Genomic DNA, 20,434 nt, shown 5'->3' with positions numbered 1-20,434 from the left:
AGGAAAACACATGGTATCAAAAATTTTTACCACCATCGATGTTCAGAAAATAACCACGCTTGTCATCGGCTATATTCCGAATCTGATGAGTGCCTTACTTCTTCTCTTCTTGTTCTGGCTGGCAAATAAACTTATCCAAAAAACCCTTGATGCCACATTGAACCGGATGAAAATTGAGCGGCAGGCCATCAATTTGCTGCTTCGGGGCGCCAGAACCGGCATTTATATTTTTGCCTTTTTGTCCATATCGGATCAGCTGCAGATTAACATTAAATCTTTGCTGGCAGGGGTCGGGGTGATGGGGCTGGCCTTGTCTTTTGCGGCCAAGGACACGGTGGGAAATCTTATATCCGGGATTGTCATCATCATCGACAGGCCGTTCAAGGAGGGTGACTGGATTGTAATCGGCGACATGCATGCGACGGTGACACAGATCCGTTTGCGCACAACGGTTTTGACAACCTTTGACAACGAGACCGTGGTGGTTCCCAACCAGCAGATGTCACAGGAGCGGATTATCAATTACACAATGACACCAAGGATTCGGGTTAAAGTTTCAATTGGCATTGCCTACAAGGAAGACATTGATGCGGCAAGGGCAATCTTGCTGGCACTGCCACAAAGCGATGGCCGGATCCTGAAAAAGCCTTCCCCTGTCGTGATTGTCACGGGGCTGGATGCCAGCAGTGTCAACCTGCAGCTAAGATTCTGGGTTGAGGACCCTGTAGAGCAATATGCATTTTTCTGGGAATACACCGAAAAAAGTAAGAAAGCCCTGGATGCCGCCGGCATAGAAATTCCCTTTCCCCATCTTCAGCTGTTTGTGGAAAAAACCGAGGGAATAAAGTATTTGGCACCTTCACGAAAAGACACGTAGATCCCGTTTGCAGGATAGGATTTTCCGGTTATCATAAGCGTTTCACAGGACTGTTTCACCATCAAAACGGTCGCCACGGCAGGCAGACATTATTTTGTGTTGCACAACTTCTGTTTTTGTGATTTGGTTCAATGGATGAGATTCATTTAACCAAAACAGACCTTAACAGAGTCTCTTAAACGACAAACAAATTTTTTATACCTTTTAATAGCGTTAATCAAAGAGATGGAAATTTACATTGAAAAACAGTAAGAACATATCAGCGATCATTCCCGTGGCCGGTCTCTCTTCCAGGATGAAGGCCTTTAAACCGCTTTTACCCCTGGGGAAAAGATCCATCCTTGAAACATCTATAAATTTGTTCAAGCAGAACGGCATAGCCGAGATTCTGGTGATAACAGGCCACAGATCAGCGGATCTTGAGAATCGCATCGCAGCAATGGAGGCAACCTGGATCTACAATTCCGACTTTCACCAGGGCATGTTTTCAAGTATCTTGACCGGGGTTAAAAATTTAAATAAGGAGTGTGATGCCTTTTTCCTGCTGCCCGCAGATATTCCAGCCATCAGGGCAAATACAATCCAACAGATGCTCAGGGCCTACAGGAGTGGAAATAAAAAAGTTATTTACCCCGTATTTGAAGGCTTAAGGGGCCATCCACCGCTCATATCGACCCAATTCAAGGAAACAATTGAAAACTTCAGCCAGGATGGGGGCCTGAGGGTCTGCCTTTCAGATCTTGAAGAAAATGCCATGGATCTTAGGGTGTGTGACAAAGGGATTCACATGGATGCGGATACCCGGGAAGATTACCAAGCGGTGCTTACAAAACATGAAAGAATCAACATCCCCGAACCTTGCGAGTGCATCTGCCTGCTTGAGAATAGTCCCTTGGCCGATGAAGGCGTCATAAGGCATTGCATGAAGGTTGCTGAGATCGCTGTCAAAATCGGCTCCAATTTTGATAATGACCCGCCCCTGTTTGATATGAATCTCATTGAGGCAGCAGCACTTCTCCATGACATCGCAAGAAAAGCACCGGCCCATGCCGTAAAAGGTGCCGAGATCCTCAGAAACATGGGATTTTCAGATGTTGCAGATATCGTTTTTGAGCACATGGATTTAAGGACAACTCTCGCCACTCCTTTAAATGAAAAAGAGATTGTCTATTTTGCTGACAAACTTGTGGTCAAGGATCAGCTTGCCATGGATTTTGAAAAACGATTCAAAGAAAAAAAGATGCTTTACTCTACCAATGCCGACGCTGTTGAGGCCATCAACGCCAGACTTGAAACAGCCTTGATAATCAAGGAAAAGCTGTCAAGAATTTTAAATAAAGAGATGATGGAGGTTCTGCAATAGAAGATGATTTATTTACTCAGACATGGTGAAATAACGGGTGCATCCACAAAACGCTTCATTGGCCAGACAGATGTGGGCCTTAGTCGGGCAGGCCTTGCCCAGGCCGGTTTCTGGCAAGACTATTTTTTAAAGATTCACATTGGCCGGGTTTTCACAAGCCCGCTTTCAAGGGCTGTTCGTACGGCCAAGATTGTATCCGGCCTTGAAATGAATCAGATCACGGTAAAGGATGAATTAAAGGAGATAGATCTTGGTCAATGGGATGGAAAGACATTTAAACAGATAAAAGAGAAATATCCGGACCAGTGGACAAAAAGGGGCAATGACCTGACAGGTTACAGGCCGCCCCTGGGAGAGAGCTTTTCCGACCTTTATGAACGAATTATTCCGGTTTTCCATGGAATATCATCCGAAAATCCAGGCAATATTCTCATTGTTGCCCATGCCGGGGTAAACCGGATGATCCTGTGCAGCCTGCTGAACAAGGATCTGAAAGACCTCTTTACCATCCCCCAGAAGTATGGGTGTTTGAATATGATCGGAAATGAGAAAAACAAGCTTCAGGTTCAAGAGGTCAATCTTGTTCCGGGAGAATTATAGATTCCCATTTGACACGGGGTAGGGCTTTCCCTGTTTGAAAGCCCCGGTCAGGAGATACTTATATGGCCAGAAAACGGGCCTGGATAAGTTCTGCCACAATGCTCACCGCAATCTCCTGGGGGGTCTGGGCCCCGATGGAAAGCCCGATGGGGGCGTAGACCTTGTCCAGCCTCTCCTGGGAGACACCCTGAGTTAGCAGATAATCAAAAATAACTTTTTTCTTGGATTTACTGCCGATCATGCCGATATAGGTGGCAGGGGTTTTAATGGCCTGCTTGAGTATCCTGCGATCGTAGATATGGCCCCGGGTCATGACCACGATATAACTGTCTTTGCCAATGGGAAATTTGTCAAAACAATTCTCAAAATTTTCTACAACATATACTTTGGCCATGGGGAAACGCTCTTTATTGGCAAATTGGCTGCGGTCGTCCATGACAATGATTTTGAATCCTGTTGTGTGGGCAAGCCTTGCCGTTTCGATTCCCAGATGCCCTGCCCCAAGGATGTAAAGGGTTCCGTTGAATTGGGCCGGCTCCACAAAAAAGGTTCCCTCTTCAAGGTTGATAAGACCCGGAGATCGCATCAGCTCAGCCTGTTCAGACAGTCTGACCATTGTCTGTTCGGTAAGCTGTAAACCACCCGTGCACTGGCTGCCCGAGATAATACAGCGCTGCATGTCAAAATTTTCACGGTTTTCACTGTCCAGCCGGCTGACCATGAAACCATCCCCGGTCTGACCCAGCATATTCAGAAAGCTTGCAAAGATCTCAAGATTGTCTTCACTCGCAGGCAGATACTCCAAAAGAAGGGTTATATTGCCGCCACAGACCATGTCCATGTCCGCGTATTCCTTGGAATCCAGGGTAAACTCCTGGATGAAAGCGCCTCTCCTGTTCTCAAATAATTTTTCGGCAAGCTCCTGCACACGGGCTTCCACCCACCCTCCGCCAATGGTGCCGCTAATATGGTCATCTTCATGGACAATCATTTTTGTTCCAGCAGATCTAGGTGCCGATCCCTGCTTGCTCAATATGGTGGCCATGACCACAGCTTTGCCCTGTTTTAAACTATTGTAAAGCTCTTGAATGTTCTTGCGCATCTTTGACTCTTTTTTTCTTTGCGTGTTCTCGGGTTTAAAAAAAGATTCTTAACAGATTTTTTTCCCTTATACAACACGGGGCGACTTCGCCGTGTGTCGAAGTCGCCCCGTGCTGATTTTTTTATGCAACCTTGTTAATTTGGCGTATATTATCGGTAACGCATGCTACTTGGGCATTGCTGCCAAGATTTTTTCAGGAAGGGCAGGCAGATCCCTGACCCGTGCACCGCAGGCGTTGTTGATCGCATTGATGATTGCTGCATGGGGAGCGGTCAGGGGCAGCTCGCCCGTTCCGGCTGCGCCAAATGGGCCGCGCTCACGGGGGGTCTCGATATACATGATCTCCAGATTATCAGGGATCTGTTTGATATACGGAAAACCCGCTCCGGTAAGGGTGGAGTGTTTTTTGATGTCTTCATAATCTTCGCTAAGGGCAAAACCGACCCCCTGGGCCACACCACCGTAGATCTGACCATCAACAATCAGCTTGTTGTTGATGCATCCGACATCGGCAGCAACCAGGATACTCTCAACCGTGGTTTTACCGGTTGCAACTTCAACGGCAACTTCTGTCTGGAATACGCCGTACATGTAGCCTGCAAGGGGATCTCCCTGGGCATTTTCATCACAATTGGTGCAAGGTGCTGACCATTTGCCGTGGAACTTGGTGTCAATACCGTCGGCCTTCATCTCATCATAGTTTCGGAAGGTGCTGTCTGGTTTTTGGGCTGCAGCAACCAGGGCCTGGCAACCATTGAGGATGGCCTGCCCGACAACCATCTGGGAACGACTGCCGCCGGCAGGACCGGCATTGGGGCAGACGCTTGTGTCGTTCATGACAAGCCGGATCTGATCCGGTGTGATTTTCATGGGCCGCAGGGCCTCATGGGCTGTACCGAGAACCCCGCTGTCAGCTCCCTGGCCATGGTCCTGCCAGGTGGCAAAGACCGTTATCGTATCGTCGGCATTAAGCTCGACATCAATCTCAGCAGTATCTGGCCCGTCAAGACCGCAACCGTAAACGCCGACGGCAACGCCCACGCCTCTCTTCATCTCCGGTGTGGAGTTGGCAACGGCTCTTTTTTTGGCAGCCTCGTACCTGGGACGAACCAGGTCAATTAAATCGGGCAGGGAGTGGGCGTCCGGCTCGCATCCCGTGGGAGTTGTGGAACCTTTGCGGTAAACGTTCTTATATCTGAGTTCCAGGGGGTCCATGTCCATCTTTTCCGCAAGCTCATCAATGAGTACCTCGGAGGGGAATTCAATCTCCGGCGCGCCGTAGCCCCGGAAGGCGGCTCCCCAGCAGTGGTTGGTGCAGACGGTGCGGCCTTCACCCCGCATGTTGGGAATATTATAACCAGCGCCGATGAACTGGGCGCCCCGGAGGGTGACCAGATCCCCGAACTCTGAATAGGGACCGTGGTCAACGGAAAAGTCGGTCTCCAGCCCCAGGAATTTCCCTTGCTTGTCGGCGGCCAGGCGCACATTGGTAAAGAACGGAGAGCGTTTGCCGGTATATTGCTGTTGCTGTTTGTAGGTGTATTCAAGATAGCAGGGCCTGCCTGTGGCAAGGGCTGCAACACCTATCATGGCTTCCATGGTCGGGCTGAATTTGTACCCAAAGGTGCCGCCGGTGGGGTTCTGGACCATGATCATATCTTCCGGCTCAACACCGATACCCGGGGCGATCATGTACATATGAAGATACAGACCGATGGATTTGGAATGGATCACCAGCTTGCCGTCCTCGTTCATATAGGCGAAACCCACATCGGGCTCGATGGGCATATGGGGCTGACGGCTTGTATAGTAGTCACCCTCCATGACATAATCGGCCTTTTCGAATATGGGAGCGGTATCCTCGCCTTTGGCAAGTTTCTGGGTATAATAGACATTGGGCGTTCCGGGATGGATCTCGATGGCGTCGTCAGCCATGGCCGCCGGAGCACTCATGTACTCGGGCAGCGGCTCAAGCTCAACCTTGACCATTGCGGCGGCAGCGTCCGCATGCTTTTTGGTGTCGGCGCATACAAGGGCGATGGCGTCACCATATTGAAAGATCTTTTCATCACAGAGAATGGGACGGTCCCAACCGTCGCCCTTGTTGGTGGGGAAGGTGATCAATCCTGAGATGCGGTTCTTGCCCTTGACATCCTTATGGGTAAGTATCTTGTGAACCCCGGGCATTTTTTCAGCTTCAGCGGTATCGATGGAAAGAATATTGGCATGGGAGACTTCTGCCTGGACCATGGCGATCTGCAAGGTGTCCTCGGGCATGAGAATTCCCTGATCCGCGCCGAACATCCATGTGCCCGTGACCTTTGCAACGGATGAGGGGCGAGGCATGCTGCTTCCCCATATGCGACCATCCGCAGGGATTTTGAAGGCAAGCTCCTCCTCGGTCATCTCACCGCGCAGCACCTTGCCTGCGTCAATGACAGAATCAACAATCTGCTTGTAACCTGTACAGCGGCAGGCATTCTTATATTTCTGGAACCAGTCGCGGATATCTTCACGGGAAGGATTTGGGTTGGAATCAAGAAGTGCCTTGGATGATACAATGAATCCAGGGGTACAGAATCCGCACTGGGCTCCGCCGTGGGCTATCCAGGCAAGCTGAATGGGGTGAAGGTTGTCAGGCGTACCAATACCTTCGATGCTGGTGATGGATGCACCATCGGGAACACGGGACATTTTTGTAATGCAGGAACGGATCAGCTTGCCATCCATGATAACATTACATGCTCCGCACTGGCCTGAGTCACAGCCGACCTTGACCCCAAGAACCATGAGCTGCTTGCGCAGTACCGTGGACAGGGAGTCTTTCGGGTTAACCAAAATCGTTCTGGGAATTCCATTAACATTGAGTGTCTTTTTTAACATTTAGGTTACTCCTTTATGGTTGAAATAAATTTTTGATATAATCAGTAAGGCACAATTGCACTTCTGAAGGTAATAAAGATATTTATGCAAATCCCCAACAACACCTCAGCACTTTCCAAACGGACAGGCAGGGTAGTGGCACTCAGGACAGTTCTCGCAGAATCCACCATGGCCAAGGGCCACGATATCCTGGACTGGAACAGTTTTCATGTTTTCTCCTCTATGAACCAACTCTTTTAATCAGAAGAGTTTGTCATGAAATTTCAATTTACATCATTGGCCCTTTCCAGGGATCGTCATCATGAAATTTTTTGTGATCATCGTTCAGACTCGTGAGGGTACAAGCCCTGTTATTCAAGTTCCATCCGAAACAAAACCTCTCAATAATTTAGATAGACCCATCGTTATATTTTGTCAAACTTTTTACTATTAAAGTATACTTATTGGGTATAAGCGACTTATAATAACCAAAAACAACCAAAAATAAGGAAAAGGCCGTCCCAACAGAGGTCCAAATTTACTGAATCAGCATTTCCGAAATTCCGATATGTTTTTCCAATTGGATAGGAATGAAGGGGGTGTCTTCCTTTGATTTCCAATTCACACAGTCTGGCAGGCGCTTCTGCCATGGACCTTGAAAAATCCGATATTCTAACCCTTTCCTGAAATCTTCTATCTGCTTTGTCGGGGGCGTTTCAGTTGTTTTGGCAGCCTCTGTCAATATTACAAATGGTATCGACACGGATTTATTATCATGTTATAAATTAAAACCATATTGGGGTAATAATATAAAGCGAGGATGAGTATGAGTACAAAAAGAATTTTGGTAGTGGATGATGAGCCGGATTTTGTCGCAGTCGTTAAAGAAAACCTTCGGCATGAAGGATATGATGTGGAAGTGGCATACAATGGCATTGAAGCCCTTGAAAAAGTGAAAGCCAACCCACCGGATGCCATCGTATTAGACGTAATGATGCCTGAAAAAAATGGGTATGAAGTCTGCACGGAACTTAAACATGACGATCGATACTGTGATATACCGATAGTTCTGCTGACGGCTGTTGCAGAGAATGTAACCTCCAGCCGCTATTCCCATTCAAGTGGTATAGATATGGACGCAGATGATTTTCTGTCAAAACCGGCATCACCGGAAGAGATATTGAAAAGTCTAAAAGCACTGATGGACTGATTAAATTATAGACGCAGGCATCAGTCTTTGTCTGCTGGCAAAAGCACGGTAAACTCACTGCCTTTGCCAACCTCGCTTTTGACAAAGATTTTTCCATTCAAGGCATCAACAAAGGCTTTGGCAATGGGAAGTCCTAATCCTGTACCATTAATGAAACGGGTGTCATCATCTTTAATGCGATAGAATTTTTCAAAAATTTTATCAAGATGCCGCTGTTCCATACCAAACCCATTGTCTTTTACGATCACCCGGATATCGGTATCCTTGGTATCAACTGAAACTAAGATGGTTCCCTTCTCCGGGGTATATTTTATGGCATTTTCAATCAAATTTCCAAAAACACTTTCAAGGGCAATGGGATCAGCGACCACCGGCGAAATTTTTTCTGCGGCAATATTGAATCGAATGGTCTGCTGCTTGTCTTTGGCCTTGCCTGCTAGAAATTCGACAATCTTCCCGATCATATCATCCAAATGGATCTTGACCTGTACCTGACCTTTATTTCCGGTTTCAATTTTTGAAATATCCAAAAGATCTGCGATCATGGTGATCAGGCTTTTGGTTTTTTCTTTTGCCCGGCCAAGGATGTATTGGCTGGCATCGGATGTGTCAAGATCATTGGCTTTGAGAACCATGGCAAGCTGTTCGTGAATGACCGATAACGGAGACCTCAGTTCATGGGAAACCTTGGCCACAAATTCAGTTTTGAGGCGATCAAATACTTTGATGGCTGAAATATCTGACAATGTCACCACCGCACCCATACACTCGCCATCTTCGCCCTCAATGGGCCTTGCCCGGGCAAGGACATATCTTTCTTCCGACAATGAAAATTCATAATTTTCCAGGGGCTTGCCGTCTGTCAAGCTACATCTGGAAACCCCCATGATATAATCACAAAGACCTTTATCAGCAATATAGTGTTCGATTTTTTTCCCGACGCACAGATCCTGTGAAAGGCCCAGATATGTTTTTGATAAAGGGTTCATAAGCACAACCTGACCGGACAAATTGGTGACCAGCAGACCATTGGGCAGGGTTTCAAGAATGGTCCTGATACGGCTTTGCTCCGTTTCAAGATCTGCCAGGTTTCGCTGCTGCTCAAGTTTTAAGCATTCTGCCTGCCGGGTAAGACGTATCTTTTCTATGGCCCTTGTAACATTAATTCTCAGCTGATCCGGCGTAAACGGTTTGGATAAAAAATCATACGCCCCCTTTTTCATGGCTTCAATTGCGGTTTCAACCTTACTGAACCCGGTGATCATGATCACAAGGACCGATTCGTGGGTTTTCCTGATCCGGGTTAAAACCTCAAGCCCATCCATACCGGGCATCTTGATATCACAAAGCACAATAGAAATTTTATTTTGTTCAAGAATTTCAAGCCCGGCTTTGCCGCTTTCAGCAATGAAGACTTTGCAGCCCATGTGCTGAAGAATTCGTTCACACCCGTCACGGATATCTTTTTCATCATCTATGACCAGAATGTCAATGGCATTATTGGTTTCCACTAGTACCGCCTTTTATGTCCGGGGGAAACAGCAACAACTCAATGTTGAATGTTGTACCGCAGCCGACCTGGCTTTCTGCATTAATTTTCCCCCCATGGTCTTCAACAATCCGGTAGGCCAGACTCAACCCAAGCCCTGTCCCTTTTCCCTGCTCTTTGGTTGTAAAAAAGGGATCAAATATTTTTAATAAAATTTCTTCCGGGATTCCGGTTCCAGTATCCCTGATTTTAATCATCACCCGGTCTTTTAAAGGCCCCAGTCGCGTGGAAATTGATAACACGCCTTCCCCATCCATGGCATCGGCAGCATTAAGGATAATATTCATAAAGACATGCTTTATTTTTTGAATATCAACCGGAATAAAGGGAAGGGATTCCTGAAAATCCTTTTCAATTGTAATATTTTGAAAAAGGGTTTGGTCTTCAACAAGCAATAAAGTTTTTGTCAAGGCATGATTAATATCCTGAAGATGCATTTCATTACCGGTTTGCCTTGAAAATTTCAACAATTCTTTCACAATATTGCTGCACCGCTGTGCATCTCGGAAAATCCGTTTCAAATCATTTTTTGCACCGACGGGCAGGTCGTATTCTTCCATGACAAGCTTTGTGAATAATGTAATACCGCCCAGGGGATTGTTTAATTGGTGAGCAATGCCTGCGGCAAGTTCCCCGAGAGAAGACATTTTTTCGGCCTGTAGCAGCTGGACCTGGGTTTTCTCAAGTTCAGCCTCCATTTTTAATGTATCCCTTAAATCATGAAAAAATCCAAGGGTTGCCGCTTCTTTCTCATCATGGTAGACAATGGCTGCATTCAGATTGATGGGAATGAATTCCCCTGTTTTTTTTTGAATATTCACCCGAAAGGATCGAAGTCTTCCTTTTTCTCCATATTCATCGCTTCTGAGCATGCGCATGACCTGTCTTGCTCCGTCATTGGGATAAATATCCCGAATATCCTTTTTTCCGACCACTTCATCCACTTCATACCCGGCTATTTCACAAGCTGCATCATTAAAAATCAGGATTTTTCCCGTCATATCCGACGCAATAACCCCGTCCACCGCACTTTTGATCAATCTATTTAAAAATTCATCGGACTGGTGAAGTTTTTTCTCCATCTTTTCCATGGTAGAGACTGGAAACTCCATGATGACAAGAGAAATGATTTTTTTGTTTGAAAAAATCGGATATGAATACAGGTAAGATAATCTTCCAGGAGAACAGGGTTCGTCATGGCATTTTTTTATGGCGGATTTACCTGTTTCAAGAACTTCTTTGGCCGGACAATTATAACAGGGGATTTTTCGATTGTAGAGTGCTTTATAGCAGAGTTTTCCCTGTATAAGTGATCCGGGGTCAGTCCGGTCCCGGTTGCCGGACAATATTTTAAACTCCGGGGAGATAACAATAATTGATGGCTTGATGGAATCAATAGCTTTTATCAGCAGATCCTGTTCCATACCAATCCTCTTATGGGGTCCTTATTAAACTTCAGGTCTTGGTAAGACCTTTACATTATTATCATAACACCATGATCCTAAATCAACAACGGCCTTATTAAACTTCAGGTCTTGGTAAAACTTTTGCCCTTTCAGCAATTTCCGGAACCTTGTGCTCCCATCCAATGGCCATTAAATGAACACCGGCCACCCCTTTCATTTCTTTAAATTCTTCGATTTGTTCACAGGCAATTTTAATCCCCTCATCCGCCACTTTTTTTCTGTCAACACCCTCAAGGCGCTTGATGGTCTCGTCGGGCACATCCATTCCCGGTACTTTGTCTTTCATGTATTTGGCCATACCAAGGGTTTTCAGGGGGGTTATGCCCGGGAGAATATATACTTTTTCTGTCAGTCCCATATCGTTGGCCATTCTTATCCATTCCCTGATCCTTTCCATGTTGTACACACACTGGGTCTGGATAAAATCCGCACCGGCAGCCACTTTCTTTGCCAGACGATGGATACGCCACTCAAACGGCTGGGCAAAGGGATTTGCAGCAGCCCCGATAAACATTTTCGGTGGTTCATCAATCTCATCCCCGCCAAGGAATTTGCCCTCATCCCGCATTTTTTTTACCATGCCAACAAGCTGGATAGAGTCAATATCAAATACGCCTTTGGCATTGGGGTGATCCCCGAATTTCTGGTGATCGCCGGAAAGACAGAGTATATTCCGAAGGCCAAGGGCATATGCCCCCAATATATCTGACTGCATGGCCAGGCGGTTCCTGTCACGGCAGACCATCTGGTAATTAGGTTCGAGGCCTTCGGCGGCCAGAATCAGAGCTCCGGCCCAACTGGACATCCTGACCATGGCGGTCTGATTGTCGGTAATGTTGACCATGTCCACCATCCCTTTGAGTGGTGCGGCTTTTTCCTTAATGACCTGAATATTGCTGCCCCGTGGTGGTCCAAGTTCTCCGGTAAAAGCAAAATGACCAGCGGTTAATATTCTTTCAAATTTACTTCCTGATTTCATTTTCAATGATCCTCATAATTTTTTTTATCAACAGCATTTTATTCTTTGTCATATTGTGGATAAACACCCTGACTTCTACAGATTCGCCTGGCCAGTGCAATCATTTCGGGTATATCAATTCCCATGGGACAGTAACAACGAGTGCACAAAACGCATCGTTCCCATACAATATCCCTTATTTCCCCAAGATCCAATTTGTCCACATTTCCTTTTTTTTTATATAACACACCCACTGAATTTAAAAATTTATATGACGGCATGTATTTGGGATCTTTATCATGGCTCATAAATAAAAAACAACTCTCCGCACAAAGGGAGCAGTGGGCACATGCCTTTAATGACAATTTCATCTTTGTCTTTTTTTCATCCAGTATGGCGCGTATTTCCTCGCTGTTAACGCCGGCAGTATTTTTTTTTCTAAACATTCAATTCTCCGGTCTGACAATCGTTTAATAAATAGAATCAGTTGAACAAATAAAAAATGCAGGTTACCAAGCCCTGTCTCCATTGCCGAGACTATACTCGCCGTCAATTTTAAAGCGGACGATCAACATAAAGATCATATGTATGAATTTGGTAAACGGCACCGCCATCAACATAAGTTCGCCGGATAAAATATGAAGCCCGATGACCAACTTGTAATTTGGAAAAAACTGTTCATACGCAAGAAATCCGCTGATAAAGGGAGCCGCAGCGAGGATCAAAAACAGGTAATCTTCAAAAGTTGTAATGAGTCGGACACGATATAACCATATTCTTCGGTACAGAAAAATCAAGGCACACAAGATTACAACCAGAGTCAGCCTGTGGGATATATTTTCCGGAAGGGATACCATACTGATCCCAAAGGCATTGTTCAGTAAGATATTGTGGCCCAAAACAAAAATGGGCAGGACCAATAACAAAACATGAAAGACCACAGTGACACTTGTCATAAACGGATTGACCCCGGCAATGGATAACTTGAATCTCAAATACCAGGACTTTTTGTTTTCAGGAGACGGGGGGGATGAAATAAACTTTCCGGGTCCTGCACTGAGACGTATTCTTTCGGGTTTGGACATCAAAGAAGAAAATTTAAAAATCTGAAACAGGGTTCCAAAGATGAATACAATAAAAGAAACCCACACCATGGGGCCTTTTAAAAAGTCATAGGCAAATGCCCATGAAAAAATGGTTGAAAATTCCATAATATAATTCATTTAACCGTTAGGGTTGACAGGATGGCCTGAACTGATTCTCAGACTGTAAAACCTATTACATTTTTTAGCCCACAAAATCCATCATCCCAGATATCGTTTTTCGTAAGGTTCCTGGATAATGGTTCTGGGGGTCTGATTCTGCCACTGCATGGGCGGTTGGATCTTCAGGATATCATCCAGGCGGTTTTGTGCTTTTAACCGATTATAGATCTCCTGCCATGCACAGGGTATTTCCGGGCTGATTTCACAATATCCATTATTGGTGCCACCGCACGGGCCGTTGAACAACCCTTTGGCGCATCGGGTCACAGGACAGATACCGCCGGTATACCCCAGAACGCAATGACCGCATGCCCTGCAGCGTTCTTCATACATACCAAGGGCTTTATCAATTCCAATGGAGACCGTATTAACCGCCGGGAAAACCGGAATCGTGGGAAAATATGCAGCCATATTCTGGACACCGGCGCCACAGGCCATTGAAAGGATACAATCGTATTGATCCGCCTTCCCTTCAAGCTCTTTTATAAATTCTTCATTGCACTGGCGTTCTATTGTATATCCATCAAACCGCTTGTGGATGTTTTCTTTCTTAAATGAACGATCAAGTTCAATATTTAATGCATTAACCTCTCGTTGACCTCCGGCAAGACAAACGGACACACACCCTCCGCAGCCGACGGTTAATATGTTTTCATATCCGTCTATGGCTGTTTTAATCTCCTGCAGAGGCTTTCTTTTTGCTTTTACCACTTTTTAATCTCCAAGTTAGCTGTTTTATAGTTAGCTGTTATTGGTATTATTTTTTCTGGATATGACATTCACCGCAAAGGGTCGGGCCTTTTTCTTCAGGCGTAAAGCTATACTGATCATGGCACCCCACGCATTGATGATGAAAGGCTTCTCTTCTCTCTACTTTTGATTGTTCCTGGTGACAAGAGGCACACGAAATATCAGGATTACCTTCTTCGAGATCAGATTCATCCATTACATTTTTTCCATTTTCCATAATATGGTGACACTCCAGGCATTCAAAACTCTCCATATGAAGTTCATGGGGAAATGCCACAGGACCGCGATTCTTCGTTCCGCCAAGTTCTATGTCCTCGGGGTAAGCAAATACCCCTGACACAAAGATATAACCGGAGACAAAGACACAACCCGCAAAAATAAGAAGACACTTCAAAATGACCAAGCTGACGTTGTTTTTATATGTCATTATTTTTTTTACTCCATAAAACCATTCTTATATTTCAAGCCAAGAGGTCTTGTATAAGTCATAATTTTTAAAAATTCAAATGTTTTTATTTGAGCCTTATTGACGAGGGCGGTAAGTTTGCGGAAGGATCTTTCAATCTTGCTGGGAATTTGATGTTGCGGATGGGCCGTGATCGAACAATAACAGGTTTTGGGACAAGTACACGTAAAGGATTTCAAGCCTTTAAACTGTTCGAAACTTGGGCAATGTTGTACGGAAATTAGACGGGCTTAGATTATTCTTATTTGGAGCCCTGTTGTTTTTTGGAGAAACCTATAAGAATGCACACCAGGGCCAGGAGGGTAGATCCTCCAGAGATGAGGCTGATTCCGGCAAGGCCGTAGGAGGACCAGATCATGCCCCCGGCAAAGGCGCCGGCCACCCGGCCCAGGCCTCCGATGGCATAGAAGGCAGACATGGTGGAGGCCCGAAGTTCCGGCACCAATTCTGTTGTCAGGCTCATGGCCGTTACATAGGTGAATTCAAAGAAGAAAAAAATAAGGAAAAGTCCGGTCAGCACATGGGGAAGGCCGGTATCAAGAATTGGCAGAAGAAAATAGGCCCCTGCACAGAGACTGACCCCTATGAGAATGGACCGTTTCAGGCCGATGCGGTCCGAGAAAAAAGCGGTGCAGCCTTCCCCGAGCATTTCTGAAATTCCGATCAAAATGGTGCTGAATCCGATGGATGCCAGGGAAAGCCCATAGGACTGCTCCAACCAGGCCCCGTAGATGACAAATAAGGTGTCACTGGCCAGGGCCATGAAAAAACCAAATAACAGAATACCCGCAACCTCCCGGTTTTGGACAATGGTTTTCCAATTGGACAGGAATGAAGGGGTCTTTTGATTCGAAATTTTTTTCTTTGATGGGGTTTTGGGCATTAATTTTAAGATCAGACCAAAGCAGACAAGAGACAGCAGGCCGATAATCCAGAAAGGGGTTTGCCAGGAAAACCGTTCTATGATGAGCCCGGCAACGGGTATTCCCAACAGGGTGGAACCTGCCCAGGCAAGTTCGGTGATGCCGATGACCCTTCCGCGCTGTTCAATGGGGACAAACTCGCCGATAAATGCCTGGAGGCTGGGATCAAAAATGCTTTTGCAAAGGCCGGATAGAAACAGGCAGACCACCAGGACCGAATACAAGGGGATAAATCCTGCTGCAAAGGTGCCAATGGTTAGAAACCCCAGGGCAAAGAGCATGAGCAGCTTATACCCGTATCGATCGGCAAAGGAGGCTCCCACCGGCCCCAGGAGTGCTGTGGCCTGGTTCACGGCGATGACAGAGGTGATGGCGGACAGATCCACTCCAAGCCCCCGGGCAAATTCAGGGGCAAAAGGGTAGATCATTCTTCTGGTAACATTCATTAATAACTTGGTGAAGGTGGTTATTCCGATAAAACCAAAAAATTGTCGGGAAGTCTGGGCCATGGCGGGAATTTTCTTTAAAAGAGGGCCAGGAGTTTAAACTGATCAAATATCAACAGAAGCCCGATGGCAATTAGCAGGACCCCAGCAACCTTGTTGATAATACCGATCAATCGGGTGGCCCTTTTCATGAACCCAAGCATGGAATTGATAAAGATGGATATCAGGATAAAGGGAAGGGCAAGGCCGGCAGAATAAACAGCTAAAAGCCAGACGCCCTTGAGAATGGTCTCCTGGTTGCCGGCAACAATGAGGATACTGCCCAGCATGGGGCCGATGCAGGGGGTCCACCCGGCACCAAATGCCATACCGATAACAAAGGTTCCCAGCAGATGAACGGGTTTTTTCTTGACATGGAATCGTTTTTCAAACTGAAATCCCTTGATGTTGATTATTCCTAGAAGGTGGAGACCAAATATCAGTACAATCCCCCCCCCAAGATAACGGATTACCCATGAATACTGGGAGGCAAATCCCCCAAGAAAGGAGGCTGATGCCCCGAACAGGATGAAAATAAATGAAAACCCGGCCACATAGGCAAGGGTGGACAGGATTACCTTCTGCCGGATTCCTTTGGCGTCAGTAGTCATTTCCTCCACTGACAGGCCGGTGATAAAAGAAAAATAGGCCGGTATCAGGGGAAGCACACAAGGAGAGAGAAAAGAGAGCAATCCGGCAATAAAAGCCGCTGGAAATGTTATGGTTTCCGTAAACACGAGTGACATCCTTAAATTTAAAATTTTTGTTTCCTAAACCCTAATCATCCCGACCAGGGGTTTCAAGGGGAAGGGGCTTGAACGCCTGATAATTGGTTTTCTTTATTTCTAATAAGGAGAAAATTCATCCTTGGTTGATTTTTTGGGCACACGGGACACACAATGATGCTTCAGGCATGATCAGTAGCCTTTTAAAGGGGATTGCTTCTTCACAGTTCATACAATATCCGAAATCAGGATCATCTATTTTTTTAAGGCATCTGTGGAGTTTATCCAGGGTATTGGTTGATTTAACCAGGGCGGCTTCATTCATGCTTTTGCTGTTTATGGCCTCCATCCGTGTTATTCTGCCAATGGCATTGTCCGGTTCCACTGGCTGTGATAATTTTTTGAAGGTTTCGATATTTTTTTTAAACCTTTCAATTTTTTCTATTATTGCCAGTCGGATGTTTGCTTTTTCTTTGGTATTCATTATGTTTTATATTTCGCCTTTTGGATTAAGCACGATAATACAAATAGCAAAAATCCGGATAAAATAACAGCGGATAAAATAACAGGCAGCAATTCTCGGTAACCGATACTTATTGCACCATACTCTGAAAAATTTATAGTTGCTGATTTTGAAAATTATTTGCCTGGGTTTGAGCTGCTGGAAAGTGTGTCTCCAATATTTATTGTCCCATAAATTAATAATCAAATTTTATAGAGGGGAAAACAATGACTTATCCGAGAACTTTTTCACACATTGGGTTGTCTGTAAAGGATCTTGACAAGGCTGTTGAGTTTTATACAAAAGTATTGGGGTGGTATGTTAGTGCCGCCAACAGAAATTATTGCCGATGAGTCTGCTATAGGAATCATGTGCAATGACGTTTTTTTAGTGTTCAAGATCCCGATGTAGAAGACTTAGCTGAAAAAATTGTTGAGCATGGCGGCAAACAACGAATGCCAGTACGTGAATATTATCCTGGTGAAAAACCTTATCGTATTATTTAAAATAAAACAGCAAAAATATATTGCTACCGGGTATACATATCGTTATATTCCATTTTAACTATATATTAAAGGATATTATAATGTCACACCACGATCAAAACAACCACGAATCATGCTGTCAAATAGCAGGCACTTGAGGGCCTCAAGGTTCTGCACCCTGATGAAGACAGCTCTAACAACGAATGCTCAGGGCATCATCACCATTTTAATGTGGAAGAAACCAGCGGAACAAGACTGTTAATCACCCTTGTTTTAAACTTGATTATACCCGTTATTCAGGTTATTGCGGGGGTTTTTGCACACAGCATGACCCTGATATCTGATGCCACCCATAACCTCAGGGATTTCATTTTCCTGTCCAGGCCTTACCACTTAACTAAAACTCTATTTTTAAGCGCTTCACCAGTCCGCATCACTATAAACTTAGGTGATTCGGAATATTTCTATCGGTTGGTAGCCTATCGTCTTGTCTTTCAAAAAATAACTTGACAAGTAATTTTCATATCGCTATATTCTATTTTAACGATATGAAAATAAGAGGATATATGGAAAAAGTTTTTCAAATCAGGATTGGCAAACATCAAACAGGGATTATTGGTCTTGAAGAGGCGCTCAAAGAAATGAGTGAAGAAAAACAAATTCTTTCAGACCAAAATATCGGAACCAGGATGGTAGAAAAACTATCTAAAAAAAATTATATTCCCTCTACGGTCATTGATGCCTATGAATCTGCATTTTTGTGTGAGTATAAAAAATTTATTGGCGAACCCGTTCCGAAAATATCGGTAGAAGGGATTGAAATTAAAGTATTGGGTGCTGGATGTTCTACATGTGACCGGTTGGAGCAGAACCTGATGTTGCTAATAGAAGAAATGGGACTTGAAGCAAGTATCGAACATGTTCGAGACCTTAAGGAAATCAGCCAATATGGGGTAATGGGATCTCCAGCGTTGGTGGTCAATGGGGAAATCAAAGCAGTGGGTTCAGTACCTTCCAGAGCAAGACTCAAAGAGTTTATTCAAGAAGCGCAAGTACGATTAAATGAACAGCTGTAGCTGTAATATGAGGAAAATATGAAAACATTTATTAGAGTGATGAAAGCATTGTCCGATCCTAACCGGGTTAAAATGATGAAAATGCTTCAAGTCCACCCTCTTTGTGTTTGTGAGATCAAAGAGGCACTTGGTATTGCCCAATCCACAGCCAGCAAGCATTTAAAGATTCTTGAAGATGCCGAACTGGTAAGGAGTTTTAAAGACGGGCTATGGGTAAATTATTCTCTTTCCGATGGCAGTGGGTCCCCTTATTCCGCCAGCATGATTGGTAATTTGAAACATTGGCTGGATAATGAATCTGAAATAAAAGAATTAAGCCAGATTCTTCCGGGCATTGATCGTCATGAAATTGTTGGGAAATAATTAGAAACAAAAAAATTACAATTTTACATCATTCAGTCACCATATATAAAGAAAAGTAGGAGAAATTATGGAACCAAAAACAACCCTCCCGGTTCAAAATGGGGGAAAAATAAACAAAATGATGGCCTTAAACCTGCTGATGGGGGCTATTGGAATATACCTGTGGTGGACAATTTATCGTGTGCTACCGGATCTGTCAAAGTGGCTTACATACAACTTGCTGCCAATCAAAGAGGGATCTCATCTGGGATCATCTGTGGAATTTTTCTTTTATGATACGCCAAAGGTCATGATGCTTTTGTTCCTGGTTGTTTTTGGAGTGGGCATCCTCAGAAGTTTTTTTACACCTGAAAAAACACGGGCTTTTCTTTCAGGGAAAAGTGAATTTGCTGGTAATATTTTTGCCGCATTATTAGGTATTATCACACCTTTTTGTTCCTGTTCCGCAGTACCGTTGTTTATCGGTTTTGTAACCGCAGGCGTTCCGCTTGGTGTTACTTTTTCATTTTTAATAGCTGCACCCATGGTTAATGAGATCGCTCTTGGCCTTTTATATGGACTTTTGGGTTGGAAGGTTGCTGCTATTTATTTGGGAACAGGTTTGTTTATCGCTATATCAGCGGGTTGGGTGATCGGCCGTCTTAAACTTGAAAATCATGTTGAAGACTGGGTAACCCAGACAAATGCAGCGAATTTGACCATGGAAGAAGAAAAGTTGACCTGGAATGACCGGTTTGTTTATGGATGGGATGCCGTAAAAGAAATTATTGGTCGTGTATGGATATATGTCATACTTGGTATTGCGGTGGGTGCCGGTATTCATGGTTTTGTACCTGAAGGCATTATGGCATCTATCATGGGCAAAGATTCCTGGTGGTCTGTCCCCTTGTCTGTAGTGATCGGCGTTCCCATGTATTCCAATGCTGCAGGTGTTATCCCGGTTGTTGAAGCACTTTTAGGAAAAGGAGCAGCTCTGGGCTCTGTCCTGGCGTTCATGATGAGTGTAATTGCCTTGTCCTTACCGGAAATGGTGATTCTAAGAAAAGTATTAAAACCCAAATTGATTGCGGTATTTGTGGGTGTTGTTGCCGGTGGAATTTTGTTTGTCGGGTATTTATTTAATATGATTCTTTAAAAAAAAACAATTTACAAATTAAAAGGAATTTACAATGGAAATTAAAGTTTTGGGGCCTGGTTGTGCTAAATGCAAAAAGACGGAGAAACTGGTTCAAGAAGTCATTAAAGAGGCCGGCATTGATGCCAAGGTTGAGAAAGTAAGCGACATGATGCAGATTGCTTCTTATGGCGTATTCGGCACCCCTTCAGTGATTGTGGACGGACAGGTAAAATGTACAGGAAAAGTCCCTAAGAAAGCAGATATTTTATCCTGGCTGCAAAAATAATTTT

21 protein-coding genes are annotated in these 20,434 nt (G+C 44.8%); 9 read left to right on the top strand and 12 right to left on the bottom strand.

All coding sequences use genetic code 11. The features are described from left to right. The first annotated feature begins 10 nt into the window (after positions 1-10). The 3 genes from ACZ45G_RS22915 to cobC all read left to right on the top strand — a co-directional run bounded on the left by ACZ45G_RS22915 (position 11) and on the right by cobC (position 2,840). Positions 11-877 carry a mechanosensitive ion channel family protein gene (locus ACZ45G_RS22915; protein WP_464172830.1) on the top strand — a complete coding sequence of 289 codons (867 nt, stop codon included), beginning with the start codon at positions 11-13 and terminating at the stop codon, positions 875-877. A 238-nt stretch (positions 878-1,115) separates the two neighbouring features. Continuing rightward, positions 1,116-2,240, top strand: a complete 1,125-nt coding sequence (locus ACZ45G_RS22910) for a DVU_1551 family NTP transferase (RefSeq protein ID WP_464172829.1) — start codon at positions 1,116-1,118, stop codon at positions 2,238-2,240. Positions 2,241-2,243: 3 nt separating this feature from the next. Then, positions 2,244-2,840, top strand: a complete 597-nt coding sequence (cobC, locus tag ACZ45G_RS22905; protein WP_464172828.1) for an alpha-ribazole phosphatase — start codon at positions 2,244-2,246, stop codon at positions 2,838-2,840. Between the two features lie 58 nt (positions 2,841-2,898). Here cobC and ACZ45G_RS22900 read toward each other — a convergent pair whose 3' ends face one another. Beyond that, the gene (locus ACZ45G_RS22900; protein ID WP_464172827.1) at positions 2,899-3,942 is read right to left on the bottom strand and encodes an XdhC family aldehyde oxidoreductase maturation factor; all 1,044 of its coding nucleotides are present in this window, start codon (positions 3,940-3,942) and stop codon (positions 2,899-2,901) included. Between the two features lie 165 nt (positions 3,943-4,107). Further along, complete coding sequence (locus ACZ45G_RS22895; RefSeq protein WP_464172826.1) at positions 4,108-6,825, bottom strand: molybdopterin-dependent aldehyde oxidoreductase; 2,718 nt, start codon at positions 6,823-6,825, stop codon at positions 4,108-4,110. A gap of 805 nt (positions 6,826-7,630) precedes the next feature. On the opposite strand from ACZ45G_RS22895, the gene ACZ45G_RS22890 reads away from it, so the two are divergent. Next, positions 7,631-8,014 carry a response regulator transcription factor gene (locus ACZ45G_RS22890; RefSeq protein ID WP_464172825.1) on the top strand — a complete coding sequence of 128 codons (384 nt, stop codon included), beginning with the start codon at positions 7,631-7,633 and terminating at the stop codon, positions 8,012-8,014. Between the two features lie 20 nt (positions 8,015-8,034). On the opposite strand, the gene ACZ45G_RS22885 is transcribed toward ACZ45G_RS22890, so the two are convergent. The 10 genes from ACZ45G_RS22885 to ACZ45G_RS22840 all read right to left on the bottom strand — a co-directional run bounded on the left by ACZ45G_RS22885 (position 8,035) and on the right by ACZ45G_RS22840 (position 17,085). Next, positions 8,035-9,525 (bottom strand): ATP-binding response regulator, encoded by a 1,491-nt coding sequence (locus ACZ45G_RS22885; protein ID WP_464172824.1) that lies wholly within the window; start codon positions 9,523-9,525, stop codon positions 8,035-8,037. After that, positions 9,512-10,987 (bottom strand): two-component system sensor histidine kinase NtrB, encoded by a 1,476-nt coding sequence (locus ACZ45G_RS22880; protein ID WP_464172823.1) that lies wholly within the window; start codon positions 10,985-10,987, stop codon positions 9,512-9,514. The genes ACZ45G_RS22885 and ACZ45G_RS22880 overlap by 14 nt, the downstream gene beginning before the upstream one ends. Before the next feature lie 97 nt (positions 10,988-11,084). Further along, a complete protein-coding gene (locus ACZ45G_RS22875; RefSeq protein ID WP_464172822.1) occupies positions 11,085-12,008 on the bottom strand; it encodes a methylenetetrahydrofolate reductase in 924 nt (307 codons plus the stop codon). Between the two features lie 38 nt (positions 12,009-12,046). After that, positions 12,047-12,433, bottom strand: coding sequence for a 4Fe-4S dicluster domain-containing protein (locus ACZ45G_RS22870; protein ID WP_464172821.1), 387 nt, complete (start codon positions 12,431-12,433; stop codon positions 12,047-12,049). 63 nt (positions 12,434-12,496) lie between these two features. Next, positions 12,497-13,198 carry a hypothetical protein gene (locus tag ACZ45G_RS22865; protein WP_464172820.1) on the bottom strand — a complete coding sequence of 234 codons (702 nt, stop codon included), beginning with the start codon at positions 13,196-13,198 and terminating at the stop codon, positions 12,497-12,499. A 93-nt stretch (positions 13,199-13,291) separates the two neighbouring features. Beyond that, positions 13,292-13,963 carry a methylenetetrahydrofolate reductase C-terminal domain-containing protein gene (locus ACZ45G_RS22860; RefSeq protein ID WP_464172819.1) on the bottom strand — a complete coding sequence of 224 codons (672 nt, stop codon included), beginning with the start codon at positions 13,961-13,963 and terminating at the stop codon, positions 13,292-13,294. A gap of 46 nt (positions 13,964-14,009) precedes the next feature. Next, positions 14,010-14,429: a cytochrome c3 family protein gene (locus ACZ45G_RS22855; RefSeq protein WP_464172818.1), complete on the bottom strand. Its 420-nt coding sequence runs from the start codon at positions 14,427-14,429 to the stop codon at positions 14,010-14,012. 280 nt (positions 14,430-14,709) lie between these two features. After that, the gene (locus ACZ45G_RS22850) at positions 14,710-15,900 is read right to left on the bottom strand and encodes an MFS transporter (RefSeq protein WP_464172817.1); all 1,191 of its coding nucleotides are present in this window, start codon (positions 15,898-15,900) and stop codon (positions 14,710-14,712) included. Positions 15,901-15,914: 14 nt separating this feature from the next. Then, positions 15,915-16,622 (bottom strand): cytochrome c biogenesis CcdA family protein, encoded by a 708-nt coding sequence (locus ACZ45G_RS22845; protein ID WP_464172816.1) that lies wholly within the window; start codon positions 16,620-16,622, stop codon positions 15,915-15,917. A gap of 115 nt (positions 16,623-16,737) precedes the next feature. Continuing rightward, positions 16,738-17,085: a TraR/DksA family transcriptional regulator gene (locus ACZ45G_RS22840; protein WP_464172815.1), complete on the bottom strand. Its 348-nt coding sequence runs from the start codon at positions 17,083-17,085 to the stop codon at positions 16,738-16,740. A 245-nt stretch (positions 17,086-17,330) separates the two neighbouring features. On the opposite strand from ACZ45G_RS22840, the gene ACZ45G_RS22835 reads away from it, so the two are divergent. From ACZ45G_RS22835 to ACZ45G_RS22815, 5 genes are all read left to right on the top strand, one after another. Next, positions 17,331-17,456 (top strand): VOC family protein, encoded by a 126-nt coding sequence (locus tag ACZ45G_RS22835; RefSeq protein ID WP_464172814.1) that lies wholly within the window; start codon positions 17,331-17,333, stop codon positions 17,454-17,456. Between the two features lie 698 nt (positions 17,457-18,154). Continuing rightward, the gene (locus tag ACZ45G_RS22830; protein WP_464172813.1) at positions 18,155-18,664 is read left to right on the top strand and encodes a thioredoxin family protein; all 510 of its coding nucleotides are present in this window, start codon (positions 18,155-18,157) and stop codon (positions 18,662-18,664) included. Between the two features lie 18 nt (positions 18,665-18,682). Beyond that, positions 18,683-19,027: an ArsR/SmtB family transcription factor gene (locus ACZ45G_RS22825; RefSeq protein ID WP_464172812.1), complete on the top strand. Its 345-nt coding sequence runs from the start codon at positions 18,683-18,685 to the stop codon at positions 19,025-19,027. Positions 19,028-19,094: 67 nt separating this feature from the next. Then, on the top strand, positions 19,095-20,162 hold the full coding sequence (locus ACZ45G_RS22820) for a permease (protein WP_464172811.1): 1,068 nt from the start codon (positions 19,095-19,097) through the stop codon (positions 20,160-20,162). A 34-nt stretch (positions 20,163-20,196) separates the two neighbouring features. After that, the gene (locus ACZ45G_RS22815) at positions 20,197-20,430 is read left to right on the top strand and encodes a thioredoxin family protein (protein ID WP_464172810.1); all 234 of its coding nucleotides are present in this window, start codon (positions 20,197-20,199) and stop codon (positions 20,428-20,430) included. Positions 20,431-20,434 lie beyond the last annotated feature (4 nt).

The sequence above is a fragment of the Desulfoconvexum algidum genome (assembly GCF_055382125.1).
This window is presented reverse-complemented; position numbering and strand designations above follow the sequence as displayed.

Bases quoted from the DNA above. Each gene is read 5' to 3' on its own strand.
- ACZ45G_RS22915 (WP_464172830.1), top strand. From the start codon at position 11: ATGGTATCAAAAATTTTTACCACCATCGATGTTCAGAAAATAACCACG.
- cobC (WP_464172828.1), top strand. From the start codon at position 2,244: ATGATTTATTTACTCAGACATGGTGAAATAACGGGTGCATCCACAAAA.
- ACZ45G_RS22900 (WP_464172827.1), bottom strand. From the start codon at position 3,942: ATGCGCAAGAACATTCAAGAGCTTTACAATAGTTTAAAACAGGGCAAA.
- ACZ45G_RS22895 (WP_464172826.1), bottom strand. From the start codon at position 6,825: ATGTTAAAAAAGACACTCAATGTTAATGGAATTCCCAGAACGATTTTG.
- ACZ45G_RS22890 (WP_464172825.1), top strand. From the start codon at position 7,631: ATGAGTACAAAAAGAATTTTGGTAGTGGATGATGAGCCGGATTTTGTC.
- ACZ45G_RS22880 (WP_464172823.1), bottom strand. From the start codon at position 10,987: ATGGAACAGGATCTGCTGATAAAAGCTATTGATTCCATCAAGCCATCA.
- ACZ45G_RS22875 (WP_464172822.1), bottom strand. From the start codon at position 12,008: ATGAAATCAGGAAGTAAATTTGAAAGAATATTAACCGCTGGTCATTTT.
- ACZ45G_RS22870 (WP_464172821.1), bottom strand. From the start codon at position 12,433: ATGTTTAGAAAAAAAAATACTGCCGGCGTTAACAGCGAGGAAATACGC.
- ACZ45G_RS22865 (WP_464172820.1), bottom strand. From the start codon at position 13,198: ATGGAATTTTCAACCATTTTTTCATGGGCATTTGCCTATGACTTTTTA.
- ACZ45G_RS22855 (WP_464172818.1), bottom strand. From the start codon at position 14,429: ATGACATATAAAAACAACGTCAGCTTGGTCATTTTGAAGTGTCTTCTT.
- ACZ45G_RS22850 (WP_464172817.1), bottom strand. From the start codon at position 15,900: ATGGCCCAGACTTCCCGACAATTTTTTGGTTTTATCGGAATAACCACC.
- ACZ45G_RS22845 (WP_464172816.1), bottom strand. From the start codon at position 16,622: ATGTCACTCGTGTTTACGGAAACCATAACATTTCCAGCGGCTTTTATT.
- ACZ45G_RS22840 (WP_464172815.1), bottom strand. From the start codon at position 17,085: ATGAATACCAAAGAAAAAGCAAACATCCGACTGGCAATAATAGAAAAA.
- ACZ45G_RS22835 (WP_464172814.1), top strand. From the start codon at position 17,331: ATGACTTATCCGAGAACTTTTTCACACATTGGGTTGTCTGTAAAGGAT.
- ACZ45G_RS22830 (WP_464172813.1), top strand. From the start codon at position 18,155: ATGGAAAAAGTTTTTCAAATCAGGATTGGCAAACATCAAACAGGGATT.
- ACZ45G_RS22825 (WP_464172812.1), top strand. From the start codon at position 18,683: ATGAAAACATTTATTAGAGTGATGAAAGCATTGTCCGATCCTAACCGG.
- ACZ45G_RS22820 (WP_464172811.1), top strand. From the start codon at position 19,095: ATGGAACCAAAAACAACCCTCCCGGTTCAAAATGGGGGAAAAATAAAC.
- ACZ45G_RS22815 (WP_464172810.1), top strand. From the start codon at position 20,197: ATGGAAATTAAAGTTTTGGGGCCTGGTTGTGCTAAATGCAAAAAGACG.